Source organism: Methylobacterium sp. WL9 (genome assembly GCF_008040035.1).
Lineage (GTDB): Bacteria > Pseudomonadota > Alphaproteobacteria > Rhizobiales > Beijerinckiaceae > Methylobacterium > Methylobacterium thuringiense.
In genome coordinates this window covers 1-13,108 of record NZ_VRVE01000106.1, presented here as the reverse complement: position 1 = coordinate 13,108, position 13,108 = coordinate 1, and the positions used below count along the sequence as shown (strand labels likewise).

12 protein-coding genes, 1 tRNA gene and 3 pseudogenes are annotated in these 13,108 nt (G+C 70.7%); 8 read left to right on the top strand and 8 right to left on the bottom strand.

Annotated elements, in window-relative coordinates; genetic code table 11:
* Positions 1-1,727 (top strand): annotated as a pseudogene (locus FV217_RS20265) (ABC transporter ATP-binding protein); the annotation flags it as partial.
* A 31-nt stretch (positions 1,728-1,758) separates the two neighbouring features.
* Here the strand turns inward: FV217_RS20265 and FV217_RS20260 are convergent.
* Positions 1,759-1,968: a hypothetical protein gene (locus FV217_RS20260; RefSeq protein WP_147819282.1), complete on the bottom strand. Its 210-nt coding sequence runs from the start codon at positions 1,966-1,968 to the stop codon at positions 1,759-1,761.
* Positions 1,969-2,472: 504 nt separating this feature from the next.
* A complete protein-coding gene (locus FV217_RS20255) occupies positions 2,473-2,688 on the bottom strand; it encodes a hypothetical protein (protein ID WP_147819281.1) in 216 nt (71 codons plus the stop codon).
* Positions 2,689-3,154: 466 nt separating this feature from the next.
* Between FV217_RS20255 and FV217_RS20250 the strand changes: the two genes are divergently transcribed.
* Positions 3,155-3,607, top strand: a complete 453-nt coding sequence (locus FV217_RS20250; RefSeq protein ID WP_187272652.1) for a hypothetical protein — start codon at positions 3,155-3,157, stop codon at positions 3,605-3,607.
* 260 nt (positions 3,608-3,867) lie between these two features.
* Here the strand turns inward: FV217_RS20250 and FV217_RS20245 are convergent, their stop codons facing one another.
* The 3 genes from FV217_RS20245 to FV217_RS20235 all read right to left on the bottom strand — a co-directional run bounded on the left by FV217_RS20245 (position 3,868) and on the right by FV217_RS20235 (position 5,323).
* Positions 3,868-4,053, bottom strand: coding sequence for a hypothetical protein (locus tag FV217_RS20245; protein ID WP_147819279.1), 186 nt, complete (start codon positions 4,051-4,053; stop codon positions 3,868-3,870).
* A 412-nt stretch (positions 4,054-4,465) separates the two neighbouring features.
* Positions 4,466-4,924 carry a GNAT family N-acetyltransferase gene (locus FV217_RS20240; RefSeq protein ID WP_147819277.1) on the bottom strand — a complete coding sequence of 153 codons (459 nt, stop codon included), beginning with the start codon at positions 4,922-4,924 and terminating at the stop codon, positions 4,466-4,468.
* Between the two features lie 323 nt (positions 4,925-5,247).
* A tRNA-Thr gene (locus FV217_RS20235) sits at positions 5,248-5,323 on the bottom strand.
* A 451-nt stretch (positions 5,324-5,774) separates the two neighbouring features.
* Between FV217_RS20235 and FV217_RS20230 the strand changes: the two genes are divergently transcribed.
* From FV217_RS20230 to FV217_RS20220, 3 genes are all read left to right on the top strand, one after another.
* On the top strand, positions 5,775-6,476 hold the full coding sequence (locus FV217_RS20230) for a hypothetical protein (RefSeq protein ID WP_147819275.1): 702 nt from the start codon (positions 5,775-5,777) through the stop codon (positions 6,474-6,476).
* Positions 6,394-7,698, top strand: a complete 1,305-nt coding sequence (locus FV217_RS20225) for a terminase family protein (protein ID WP_147819273.1) — start codon at positions 6,394-6,396, stop codon at positions 7,696-7,698. Before FV217_RS20230 ends, FV217_RS20225 begins: the two co-directional genes overlap by 83 nt.
* A 67-nt stretch (positions 7,699-7,765) precedes the next feature.
* Positions 7,766-8,941 (top strand): phage portal protein, encoded by a 1,176-nt coding sequence (locus tag FV217_RS20220; RefSeq protein ID WP_147819271.1) that lies wholly within the window; start codon positions 7,766-7,768, stop codon positions 8,939-8,941.
* Between the two features lie 33 nt (positions 8,942-8,974).
* On the opposite strand, the pseudogene FV217_RS20215 reads toward FV217_RS20220, so the two are convergent.
* A pseudogene (locus tag FV217_RS20215) lies at positions 8,975-9,103 on the bottom strand (type II toxin-antitoxin system VapC family toxin); the annotation flags it as partial.
* 42 nt (positions 9,104-9,145) lie between these two features.
* On the opposite strand from FV217_RS20215, the gene FV217_RS20210 reads away from it, so the two are divergent.
* From FV217_RS20210 to FV217_RS20200, 3 genes are all read left to right on the top strand, one after another.
* Complete coding sequence (locus FV217_RS20210; protein WP_147819269.1) at positions 9,146-9,622, top strand: HK97 family phage prohead protease; 477 nt, start codon at positions 9,146-9,148, stop codon at positions 9,620-9,622.
* An 8-nt stretch (positions 9,623-9,630) separates the two neighbouring features.
* On the top strand, positions 9,631-10,902 hold the full coding sequence (locus FV217_RS20205; protein WP_147819267.1) for a phage major capsid protein: 1,272 nt from the start codon (positions 9,631-9,633) through the stop codon (positions 10,900-10,902).
* A gap of 92 nt (positions 10,903-10,994) precedes the next feature.
* Positions 10,995-11,759: an SDR family oxidoreductase gene (locus FV217_RS20200; protein WP_147819266.1), complete on the top strand. Its 765-nt coding sequence runs from the start codon at positions 10,995-10,997 to the stop codon at positions 11,757-11,759.
* 61 nt (positions 11,760-11,820) lie between these two features.
* Here the strand turns inward: FV217_RS20200 and FV217_RS20195 are convergent, their stop codons facing one another.
* Positions 11,821-12,669 (bottom strand): trypsin-like serine protease, encoded by an 849-nt coding sequence (locus tag FV217_RS20195; protein ID WP_147819264.1) that lies wholly within the window; start codon positions 12,667-12,669, stop codon positions 11,821-11,823.
* A 116-nt stretch (positions 12,670-12,785) separates the two neighbouring features.
* Positions 12,786-13,108 (bottom strand): annotated as a pseudogene (locus FV217_RS20190) (S1 family peptidase); the annotation flags it as partial.

Below are 13,108 nucleotides of genomic sequence, written 5' to 3'. Positions count from 1 at the left end.
GCGAGCCCGTGCAGGCCGAGCGGGTCCTGCCCGGCGCGCTCGCGGCGGCGGCCGGCGCCTTCGTGCTGGCCGCCGGCCTGGTCACGGCCTTCCTGCGGCTGTGGTTCCTCCGGATCGAGGTCACGCCCACCTATCGCCGGCTGGCCCAGACCCTCGACGGCCTGACCGACAAGCGCCCGGCCCAGCATCGCCGCGCGGCCTTCCCGGCCTCGGGTGCCTTGAGCGCCGCCGACGCGGGCGCCTACGATCCGGCAAGCGGCGAGCGGCTCACCGGCCTCGCGGCCCACCTGCGCATGCCCTCCCATGTCGCCATCGTGGGCGGGCGCGGCAGCGGCGCCCAGGCGCTGGCGGCGCTCCTCGCAGGCCAGATCGAGCCGAGCGTCGGCGCGATCACCTATGGCGGCGTCGACCTGCGCAGCCTCGACCCCTCCGAGCGTGCCCACCGCATCGCCTTCGCCGGCTCGGAAGCGATCCTGATCGAGGGCACCCTCAAGCAGAACCTGCTCTACGGCGCGCGCACCGACGAGCGCGAGGCGCTGGGCGAAAAGGGCCGGATCGCGCTTCTCAAGCTCTCCGGGCTCGATGCGCTCATCTATGCGCGAGGGCTCGAGGGGACCATCGACCCGGACGACGAGCCCGCCGCCGCCGCAGCGATCGTCGCGGCCCGCTCGGCGGTGCGCGAGGCGCTCGCCGCACAGGGCATGGCCCGTCTCGTCGAGCCGTTCGATCCGGCCCTCTACAACCATCAGGCGGCGGTGGGCGAGAACATCCTGTTCGGCGAAGCCGTCGGCCCGACCTTCTCGGAGGAGCGCCTCGCCCGGCATCCCTACCTGCGAGCGGTTCTGGAGGCGGAAGGACTGACCCGGACCTTCGTCGAGATGGGGTTGAGCATCGCCCGCTCCACCGTCGAGATCTTTTCGGATCTGCCGGACGACCACCCGCTGTTCGATGCGTTCTCGCTGTTTCCGGCACGCGAGCGCGGTTTCTTCGAAGACCTGATCGCCCGCCAACCCGACGGGCGCAGCCGCCGGCGGGGGCCCGCTGGGCAACGCGACCGCGAGCGCCTGATCGGCCTGACCCTGCGCTACAGCGAGACCCGCCACCGCTTCGGCCTGATCGATGCGGAGCTGGAGGAGCGGATCGTCGCGGCACGCCGCTCCTTCGCGCGCCTGATGCCGCCGAAATTCCGTGAAAAGGTCGACCTCTACGATCCCGCCCGCGTCACGGCCGCCGCCAGCCTCGAAGAGAACGTTCTGTTCGGGCGCATCACGCAAGGTGAGGCGGGTGCCGAGGGGCGGGTGCGCACCCTCGTACGCCAGGTGCTGGCCGAGCAGGGGCTGGAGCCGACGGTCTACCGGCTCGGCCTCGCCAGCCGTGTCACGTCGAGCGGCCCCGGCACGGCATTGGCGCGCCGGCAGGGCCTGAGCGAGGCCGGCATCGGCCCGCGCGAGCGCGTCGCCATCGATCTCGTCCGCTGCCTCGTGCGCCGGCCGGATATTCTCGTCGTCGGCCTTCTGCCGGACGAACGAAAGTCGGAAGAGATCGCTGCGCGCATCATGCGTCTGCGCATGATGCGCCAGGGCATGGGCCTGATCGTCTGCCTGCCCGACACCGAGACCCTCGGCCGCCTGCCACCATTCGATGCAGTCCTGACGGTCGCCCGCAACACCGTGACGGTCTCGGTCGACGCCGTTGCGGAGGGTGCCGCCACCTCGCACGCGGCCTGATTGGCGCTTGCAGGCGTCGGCGGACCGCGCGTCAGCGCCTGTCCCGCTGCGGCCCGATATGCAGGAAGCTGCGTTCGCCCGTCGCCGCCTCGGCGACGTGCTGGATGGTGTCGAGAAGTTCGGACATGGTCTTCGCGACCGGCGGCCGGAACCCGGCCTCAGGCGTGACGCTGCGGCGAGCGGTACGTCCCGCGGCGACCTGAGCCTCGCTGAGTGCGTCGAAATCCCGGCTGCGAGTCATGGCCTGCCCATACGAGTCCCGTCGGGAGACAGGTTGGCGGTGCTATGGTTGATGAATGGTTAACGGAGAAAGCAGGAAGCGCTCGGGGCCAGTCGAGGACACCGGGGCGGTCACGGCGTGAAGTCCGTCGGGCAGGGGAAGCGGTACGAAGGAGCGGCCGTCTCCGAGGCGTGCTCTCGCGCGTCCAGGCCTTGGCGTATCCGCGCACCGCGTCGTTGTCGTCTGCGGATTCTGGAAGCCGGCCATCCATTCCGAGCCGAAGCGGTAGCCGCCTTCGCCAAAGGCGCATCCCCGCGGGTCGGCAACCGCCGCATCCTGAACCCGATCCGGGGCCCGGCATAACGACGTCGCTAAGCGTCGAAACGTCTGCGCCGTTCGAATCGAGCCGCTGGCGCGGTCCTTGTCACGCTGGGTCCCGGATCACCTTCCACTGCGTTCCAGGCGTCCGGGAAAGGGCCGTGGTATCGAACGGATCGACCGGGATCGGCATCAAGCCGCAGTCGATCAGTTGAGGTAGGCGCGGATCGTGACGGGGGCGAGCATCTCGCCGTCTTCGGTGACGATCCAGGGCTGCTTGGAGGGGTCGGCCAGTACCCGAGCCGCGGCGCTCAGCGCCTCGCGCAGGCTCGCATAATGCGTCGAGATCGCGCGCGCCGCGTTTCCGGCGAGGGCGGGCCACACGGCGAGGTCGGCGGGCCGGTCGAGTGCTTCGGTTTCCATCACGTCTGTCCTTCCCGTCACGGGAATGTCTTGCGATCCTGCACGGATCCGAAACCCGGTCCGTCGCAGCCCGACCCACTCACACTCGGCCCGGATCCTTGAACGGACCGTGACGCCGGCAGCCGGGTTCGGTTCAGATTGGCCATGTTGCATTGCAGCGACAGGGTGGCTGTGCGGCATGGCACGTCGTCCGGCCCGGCCGCGGGGACGGAATGATTGCCGGCGCACCGCGTCCCGACCATCGATCGTGTTCATCACTGAGCAGTAAAAACAGGTCCTTCGTGACGAGCAGCAATCCATGCCTACGAATATTGCCGGTCACCTGAGGCTATAGCGCTGTTCCGCGCGCTGCCGCACACAGCAACACGCCGAAACATTTCTGCGACAATCCGCCGGCGAGCGAACCGGATCCCTTGGCGCGACCACGACGTTGCAGCGCCAGACATCCAGATTGGAGATGATGTTCATGAAGCGTCTTGCTCTTGCCTCGACGGCCCTGGTCGCCGCGTTCGCCTTCATGCCCGCAAGCGCCGATGCGCAGGGCTTCCGGGGCGGTGGTTTCCGTGGCGGTGGCTTCGGTGGGTTTCGTGGCGGCGGTTACGGCGGCGGCTTCCGCGGCGCGCGCTTCGGCGGCTATGGCGGCGGCTTCCGTGGCGCTCGCTTCGGCGGCGGTTACGGGCGCGGCTTCTACGGTCGTCGCGGCGGGATCGGGCTCGGCCTGGGCGGCCTCGGACTCGGTGTAGGCCTCGGCCTCGCAGCCGGCGGCCTCTACGGCGGCTACGGTGGCGGTTACGATTACGGTTATGCGCCCGTGGGTTACGGTGGCGGCTACGGCTATGGCTACGCGCCGGTCGGCTATGGTGGTTACGGCTATGGCTACCGTCGGCCTTACCCCGCCTATTACGGCTACGGCTACTGAAGCTCGGCATGGGCTCCGCCGATTGGGAAACCGGATCGGTGGAGCCGTTGTCACGACAGCATTCGGGCGCTTTGCCCGATCGGCGAAAAACAACCCGGCCGTCTCCCATCGAGGCGGCCGGGTTTTTTGTGGGTGAGCGAATAGCGGCGAACCCCCGGCTCATCGCCCTTCGGTCTCATACTGTTTTCCGATTGACCGAAACCGGCTCTGCGCATCCCTCTCCCTGCCCGCGGGGAGAAGGATGCTCACGACCGAACCGATCAGCCGGCGCCGTAGCCCCCCTTCTCGTTGCTCGGCGTGCGATCAGGGGAGTTGTCGTCGTATCCGCCGGTCTTCGGCCCCTCGCGCTTCTTGTCGTTCGAGGCGACGGGCGCGGTGGGTCCGCCGGTTGGCTCCTGCTTCGTCTGGTCGATCGTCGGGGGAATCGGCTTGTTCGTGGTCGTCATGCGCAGTCGCTCCCTGTGAGCACGGTTTCCGGCCGGAGGCGTCGATCGCCGTAGAGGCGCCCTGCCCCCGTGGGGATGCGCCGGGGAAGAAGGCGAAGCCGGCGGCAAGGCAACCTGCGCCCCTGCTCCGCGCCCTCCCCCCGCAGGAGAGGGAGGATCGGACCGATCGACCGGAAACGGTGCGATGCAGGAAGAAGCCCCCAGGGGCCGGACCTGTTCCGAGACCGGCAATCTCGATCCGGGACAGTCGCGCCGCAGGCCGTTGTTCATCGGCTAACTGGCCGTGGGCATGGTTGTCGTCGAGCCACGTTGCGTATCGGCTCAGGTCGAATGAACACGACGACGCCCCGCCAGCCCGTGATCGGATCGGGCGGCGGGGCTGTTTTCGTACCGGCCCTGAGGGTCGCCGCGATCACGCCTCCTGCGCCTTCTTGCGCAACGGCCTGACGAAGCCGGCATCCGCCTCCGCAAAACCCGCAGCCCGGCAGAATTCCGCCAAGTCCTCCTGGTCCGGCGCCGCCGAGACTCGCAGCGTTCCGCATCCGGCAACGCGGGCCGCCTGCGCCGCCGCCTTGAGCAGCAGCCGTCCGATGCCCCTGCGGCGATCGTCGGGCCCGACGAGGAGCGTCGTGATCTGCGCGAAGGGCAGGTCGGCCTCCAGCGCCGGGTAGCCGTGCAGCACGACGAGCCCGCTCGGCGGCCCCCAATCCAGTGCGATCAGCACCGTGCCGCCGGCATTCTGGACGGCGCCGATCCGCTGCGCGAGCGCACGCGGCGCGACCGCGCGGCCCGCCGCACGCAACAATTCGGCGAGACCTGGGGCGTCCGCCTCGGTCGCCGTGCGGATCTCCAATCCGTAGCGGCCGCTCATGCGCACAGTCTCATCGAGTGATCCTTGCCGTCATCCGCAAGCCGGCCGGATCCGGCTTGCGGACGGGCCGCCTGCCCTCCCCCGCCGCCGGGACCCGGCACCGGACGATCCCGATGCATGGCGGGGTCGCGGGATGAGAGTGGCGCGTGGATCGTTTACCCATGTGCCTTCCAAGGCAGAGACCCGACTTGAGCCCGCCCGGTGCAAACCGCGGCGGGTTTTTTCGCGGGCTCTAAAGCGTCAGCGCGCGCCGCCTTCGCGAAAGACGGACGCGGACCGATCGTTTCATCTGGAAAAATATCAGCCGGCTCGGCGGGCAGGGCTGGTGCCGCAGGCGAGGATTTGAACCTGCATCTCTCGCAAACGAAGCGAGTGCTCTGTCTGTTGAGCTACCGCGGCCGGCAACGAGGCTCTACCCCCTTCGGCATCCCGGCGCACGCGGGGTGGAATGCGTAACGGTGCCGCCCCCCCTTCGAGCGGGCAAGCCCGGCGGTGCCGATGTGCCGGGAGAGGCGGGGCGATCGAAAACCGTACTTTCTACCCATTGCGGCAGCGGACCCAGGACGCTCTTAAGCCGGGACCGCTCCGGCCTCTCCCCGCGAAGCCGAACGGGTGGCGGACCGAGCCGCATTATGGGTTCCGGTCCGCCACTGCCCAACGATCGGCAACGCTCCATCAGGCGCGGGCTATCGGCTGTCGAAAAGGCGGAAGCCTGCCGCCCTCACCAAGAAAATCGCTGTCGCACCATCCCAAAATATCCTTCCATAGGAATTTTAGGATTGACATCGGCACGCTCCTCCAGTACAAAACATGAACGTTCCAGAGGTGTGACGAGACGGCGGGGGCGGCGATGGCGTTTTCCGGTCCCTATCCGCTGAAGACACGCGAGGCCGTCGAGGCGCTGCTGCGTGAGTCCGACCTGACCATGCTCGCGATCGCGGAACGCATCGCCGTCTCCTACGGCACGGTGAAGCTCTGGAACCGGGAAGCCCGCATCCGCCCCTGGACGCGGGCGGCCAAGCTCGGAGCCGACCCGCGCACCTGGACGGTGAGCCGCATCCGCGCAGTGGGACGGCTGTTCGGCCGGCCCGACATCGATCCGGCCGACCTCGCCGAGGCCCTGGGCGCGCCGCGCGGCGGCGCCGCCGCCCTGATGCTCGCTTGCGGGATCGCGGAGTCCAAGGCTCCGGTGCCAAGGCCTTCAGTGCCGAGGCCTCCGCCACCGGACGAGACGCCGGATCTCGCCGCATTGCTCCGTGCCCAGATCGCCCGCCAGATCGCGGCCTTCGACGACAGACTGAACGGCGACGACGCCGCCGACAGCGCAAGGGTCTTGCGCGACCTCGGCGGCCTCAAGCGCCTCCTCGACGACCTCGACGCCTGCACACGCCAACCGGAATCCCACGGAGACGCGGATGGAGCATCCCCACAGGATCTCGCCGCCCTCCGCGACCGCATTGCGCGACGCTATGAGGCGTTCGCAACTGAGCGGGGACACGCGGGCGTTCCTGGAGCGTCTGGACGCGGCGGATCTGGCGAGGCTGGAGCATGACTGGCTGGTCCTCGCCCGCGAGGACCAGTTGCCGCCGCCCGGCAACTGGACGACCTGGGCCTTCGTCGGCGGCCGCGGCGCGGGCAAGACCCGCGCCGGGGCCGAATGGGTGCGGGCTCTGGCGCAGGGCGACCCGGCGCTCGCCCACGAACCGGTCGGACGCATCGCGCTGATCGGCGAGACCTATGCGGACGTGCGCGACGTGATGATCGAGGGGCCGTCCGGGCTCCTGGCGCTGCCCGGCTTCGGCAGGGCGCGGCCGCGCTGGCAGCCCTCGCGGCGGCGGCTCGAATTCGCCAACGGCGCGGTGGCCCTGGCCTTCTCGGCCGAGGAGCCGGACTCCTTGCGCGGGCCTCAGTTCGGAGCGGCGTGGTCCGACGAGGCGGCGAAGTGGCGCCATGCCGACGCGGCCTTCGACATGATCCAGTTCGGCCTGCGGCTCGGCACCCGCCCGCGCGGCCTGGTGACGACCACGCCGCGGCCGATCCCGCTGTTGCGCCGGTTGTTTTCGGATTCGCGGACCGTGGTGACGCGGGCCCGCACCGCCGACAACGCCCACAATCTCGCGCCGGGCTTCTTGGACACCGTGGTCGGGCGCTACGGCGGCACCCGCCTCGGCCGGCAGGAGCTCGACGGCGAGCTGATCGAGGAGCGGCCCGACGCCCTCTGGACCCGCGACGCCATCGAGGCCGCCCGCGTGACGGCGGCTCCGGTGCTGGTGCGGATCGTGGTCGCCGTCGATCCGCCGGTCTCGTCGCGGGCCGGCGCCGACGCCTGCGGGATCGTCGCGGCCGGCCTCGGCCCCGACGGCGCCGCCTACGTCGTCGCCGACGCGACGATGCAACGGGCCCCGCCCGAACGCTGGGCCCGCGCCGCGCTCGCGCTCTACCACCGGCTCGACGCCGACGCCCTCGTCGTCGAGGTCAACCAGGGCGGCGAGATGGTCTCGACGGTGCTCGCCGAGATGGACGCCTCGGTGCCCGTCACCGCGGTCAGGGCGACGCGCGGCAAGTATCTGCGGGCCGAGCCGGTCTCGCTGCTCTACGCGCAATCCCGCGTCCACCATGTCGGCGCCCTGCCGGCGCTCGAGGACGAACTCTGCGATTTCGGCCCCGGCGGCCTCTCCACCGGCGCCTCGCCCGACCGGCTCGACGCTCTGGTCTGGGCCCTGACGCACCTGCTGCTGACACCGCGGGCGGAGCCGCGGGTGCGAGTTCTGTAGCGCCGCCGCCTCCCAACTCTGCGGAAGATGGGATCGCCGTCGCGGTAATCGAAAGACCGGAGCCGCCATGCCCAACCTCCTCACCCGCCTCGCCCGCGCCGCCGGCTACGCGCCGGCAACGAAGGCGGCGGCCACGACGGTGACGTTCTACGGCGAGGGCCGGCCGGTCTGGTCGGCGCGGGAGCCGGCGGCCTTCGCCCGCGAGGGCTATGCCCGCAACGCCATCGCCCACCGCTGCGTGCGCCTCGTCGCGGAGGCCGCAGCCGCCCTGCCGCTGACGCTGGCCGGCGCCGAGGACGACCATCCGCTGATCGCGCTGCTGGGCCGGCCGAACCCGCGCGAGGGCGGCACACGGTTTCTCGAAGGGATCTACGGGCACCTCATGGTGTCGGGAAACGCCTACATCGAAGCGGTGGGCCTCGACGGCGTGCCCCGCGAACTGTTCGGCCTGCGGCCCGACCGGATGCGCGCCGTGCCCGGCCCCGACGGCTGGGTCGGCGCCTACGACTACACCGTCGGCGGGCGCACCATCCGCTACGATCAGACGGGACAAGGGGCCGGCTCTGTGCCCCCGATCCTGCACCTCGCGCAGTTCAATCCGGTCGACGACCATTACGGCCTCTCGCCGATGGAGGCGGCCGCCGTGTCGCTCGACATCCACAACGCGGCCGGCGCCTGGCACAAGGCGCTGCTCGACAACGCCGCCCGCCCCTCCGGCGCACTGGTCTTCGCGCCCTCCAGCGGCGCGGCGCTCAGCGACGCGCAGTTCGCCCGGCTCAAGTCCGAGCTGGAAACGAACTACCAGGGCGCAGGCAATGCCGGCCGACCGCTGGTGCTCGACGGCGGCCTCGACTGGCGGCCCCTCGCGCTCTCGCCGAAGGAGATGGATTTCGTGGAGGCCAAGGCCTCCGCCGCCCGCGAGATCGCGCTGGCCTTCGGCGTGCCGCCACTGCTGCTCGGCCTGCCCGGCGACAACACCCACGCCAACTACGCCGAGGCCAACCGCGCCTTCTACCGCCAGACCATCGTGCCGCTGGTGCGCCGCACGGCCGATTCCCTCGCCGCCTGGCTCGAACCGGCCTTCGGCCCGGCCCGGCTGGAACCGGACCTCGACGGCATCGAGGCCCTCGCCCTGGAGCGCGAGTCGCTGTGGCGCCGAGTGCAGGCGGCGGACTTCCTGGCGGTGTCGGAGAAGCGCGAAGCGGTGGGGTATCCGGCGGAGGCGCCGGAGGCCGGAGCATGAGGGCCCGGCGGGTTGCGGGCGAAGCCCGGGCGTTCACACGCTCGGAATATCGGTCTTCGGGACGTCGTCGCCCTTGAACAAGAGCCGCGCCCCGTTCGCCCGCGCGCAGGCATAGGCGTGGCAGTTGCCCGTGTTCAGCAACGCTGGGTGGCGGCCTTACCGGGACGACCGGATCCCGTTATCCCACACAGCGAGACCACCCTCATGGATGGCCATTTTGCCGGCTACGCCAGCGTCTTCGGCGTGCCCGATCTCGGGCGCGACACCGTCATGCCGGGCGCCTTCGGGGCGAGCCTCGCCCGGCGGGGCGCGGCGGGCGTGCGGATGCTGTGGCAGCACGATCCGGCCGAGCCGATCGGGCGCTGGCTCGCGCTCGCCGAGGATTCGCGCGGGCTTCGCGTCGAGGGCCGGCTGAACCTCGCGGTGCAGCGGGCGCGCGAGGTCGAGGCGCTGATGCGCGAGGGCGGGCTCGACGGGCTCTCCATCGGATTTCGCGTGGTCAAGGCGCTGCCGGAGCGCGGCGGCCGAAAGCTCGTCGCGGTCGACCTCTGGGAGGTCTCGCTGGTGACGTTTCCGCTGCAGCCCGGCGCGCGGGTGCTGGCGCGGGCATCCGCGAGCCTCGCCGCGAACCTCCACGCCCAGGCGCAGCGGATGCGCCCGACATTTTCCATCAACCGGTGAGGACAGCCATGACCGCACACAGCGCCATCGAGACCAAATCCGCCTTCTCCGTCACCGAGAACAAGGCCGCCGGCAGCGCGGTGGACGCGGCACTCGACGACTTTTCGCGGGCCTTCGAGGCCTTCAAGGAGACCAACGACACCCGCCTCGGCCAGATCGAGAGCCGGCTCACCACCGACGTGGTGACCGAGGAGAAGCTCGCGCGGATCGATGCGGCGCTCGATCAGGCCCGCACCCGGCTCGACCGGATCAACCTGGACCGCGCCCGCCCGCCGATGGCCGGCCCCGAGGGCGGCCCGCGCCATGGCCTCGGGGCCGAGCACAAGGCGGCGTTCGACCTCTACGTCCGGGCCGGCGAGAGCGCGGGCCTGAAGCGGCTGGAGGAGAAGGCGCTGTCGGCCGGGTCCGGGCCGGATGGCGGCTATCTCGTGCCGACGGTGATCGAGCGCGAGGTGCTGCGCCGGCTGGCGCAGATCTCGCCGATCCGTGCGCTGGCCACCGTCCAGGTCATCTCCGGCGGGCTCTACAAGCGGGCCTTCTCGCCGACCGGGCCGGCCTCCGGCTGGGTCGCGGAGACGGCGGCGCGGCCGCAGACCGACGCGCCACCGCTGCTCGAACTCAGCTTCCCGGCGATGGAGCTCTACGCCATGCCGGCGGCGACGCAGACGCTGCTCGACGACGCGGTGGTCGACATCGACGCCTGGCTCTCGGCGGAGGTCGAGGACGTCTTCGCCGAGCAGGAGAGCGTCGCCTTCGTCACCGGCAGCGGCATCGGCCGCCCGCGGGGGTTCTTGAGCTACGACACGGTCGCGAACGCGGCCTGGGTGCCCGGCAAGATCGGCTTCACGGCGACCGGCACGGCATCGGCCTTTCCGGCGAGCAACCCGGCCGACATCCTGTTCGACCTGATCTACGGGCTGCGCGCCGGCTACCGGCAGAACGCCACGTTCGTCATGAACCGGCGAGTGCAGAGCACGATCCGCAAGTTCAAGGACGCCGACGGCAACTATCTCTGGCAACCGCCCGCCGCCGCCGGTAGCGCCGCGACGCTGATGGGCTTCCCCGTGGCCGAGGCCGAGGCGATGCCGGATATCGGCTCCGGCAGCCTCTCCATCGCCTTCGGCGACTTCAAGCGCGGCTATCTCGTGGTCGACCGCACGGGGCTGCGCACGCTCCGCGACCCCTACTCTGCCAAGCCCTACGTGCTGTTCTACACCACCAAGCGCGTCGGCGGCGGCGTGCAGGATTTCGACGCGATCAAGCTCCTGAAGTTCGCGTGATCGCACGGAACAGGCCCGACCCCATCGGGTTGGCCGCATTCGACGGGGCCGGCATCGATGCCGGCCCCGCATCAGGCGGAGCAGGAGACCCGATGGGTCGTTTTTCGGACAAGGTGGTGCTGGTCACGGGCGCGGCATCCGGCATCGGAGAGGCGGCGGCGCGACGCTTCGGCCGGGAGGGCGCATCCCTCGTCCTCGCAGACCGGAACGAGGAAGGGCTGCGCAAAGTCGCGGGCGACATCGCGGCGGCCGAGGTGCTGGTTCAGGTTGCCGATCTCTCGAACGCGGATCGCTGCCGAGATGTGATCGCGGCGGCTGCGGAAAAATTCGGCCGCCTCGACGTCCTGGTCAACAATGCCGGCAAGGATCATCTCGGCAAGGTCGACGAGGGCGACATCGGAGATTTCTCGACCGTGATCGAGACCGATCTCTACGGCGTCTTCTACATGACCCGCTTCGCCCTGCCGCATCTGCGCCGGAGCCGCGGCTGCATCGTCAACGTTTCGTCCGTCTCCGGGCTCGGCGGCGACTGGAACCACAGCTTCTACTGCGCCGCCAAGGGCGCGGTGACGAATTTTACCCGCGCCGTGGCGCTGGACGAGGCTAAGAACGGCGTGCGCGTGAACGCGGTCAACCCGTCGCTGGTCTACACGCCGTTCACCGCCGGCATGCAGGACCAGCCGGAGCTCGTCGCGAAGTTCGAAGAACGGATCCCGATGGGGCGCGGCGCGCAGCCCGACGACATTTCCGGCGTCATCGCCTTCCTGGCGAGCGCGGACGCGCAGTTCGTCACTGGCGTGAACCTGCCGGTCGACGGCGGCCTGTCGGCCTCGAACGGCCAGCCGGCCCTGAGCTGACGGGGTCGACACCTCTCACCGTCGTCCCGGGACCGCGTAGCGGAACCCGGGATGACGGAGTTCAGCGCGCCCGGCGGCGGCCGGGCTTCGCCGTCCACTGGATCGGGGCCGCGGCCTGCGCCTCGGCCGGGGCCATCGCTTCGAGCTGCGAGGCGCGGGAATTTATCCAGCTCGCATGCTCGCCCGTGGGCGTCACGGCGGTGAAGCCGCCGCAGGCGGTCCGGGCGCGCTTGTCCTGTCGCATGGCGCCGCTCGACCAGCTCACGACGCCGACCATCCGGCCGTCGCGCAGGATCGGGCCGCCGGAATCGCCGAGGCAGGCGCCCGCGCCCGCGGTCTCGGCGAGGCGCTGCGCATCGGTGATCACGGTGACGCGGTTGGCGACCTGCAGCGAACCGATCGAGACGAGGCGGGCGGTGCGCAGGGTGCGGGCCGTGCTGCGCTTGTTCTCCGCCACCACGCCGAAGCCGGCAATGTCGACGCCGGTGCCGGTGTCGATGGCGCCGCCGCCGCTCGGGTTCAGCGGGCGGAAGCCGGGGCCGACGGGCTGGGCGAGCTTGAGCATCGCCAGATCGATGCCGGGCTGATCCTCCGGCGAGGTGCCGGGCACGAAATCGGGATGGGTCGAGGCCGCCACCGCGGAGATGCGCCGCTGGCGGAACGACGGGTCGACCACCACCACGCTGTAGCCGGCATTGTGCTGGACGCAGTGGGCGGCGGTGAGGACGAGATCCTGGGAGATCAGGGTGCCGGAGCAGATTTCGCCGGACGTGCTCTCGATCCGCACCACCGAGGCACGCAGGCCGTCGGGGTCGCGGCTGACCTGTCCCTGCACCACGGCCTGGGCCGAGAGGGGGACGAATCCGAACACGGCGCCGACGAGGGCGGCACGGACGGGACCTGCGACCATGGTCATGTCTCCAGCGCCCGGTGCGCCTCGAATCTGTCGAGCCCCCAAGCTAGCTGAAGGCAATGTCCCGGCCAAGCTGAGGTTCCAAAGCCGGGTACGCTTGGCCGGCTGCAGGCTCACGGCGTCCAGCGCGCGGCCGTGCCCCAACCGCCGAGCGTCCTGTCGATCCAGCCGCGCTGCGGCCCGAGCAGGATGCCCTGGGTGAGGCCGCCGCAGACGCGCTTCACCCAGGCCGCAAGCGCCAGCACGCCGGCCTCGCCGGTGATGGGCCCGCCGGAATCGCCGTTGCAGCCGCCGGCCCTGGCCGCCTGCAGCCAGACCAGGATGCGGCTCGGCCCGTAGGGCTCGACCACCGACAGGCTCGCCAGCCGGAAACGGCCGGCCGAGCGGTAGTCGTTGCCGCGCGCCGCGCCGTAGCCGCCGAGGCTCAGCGCGGTGC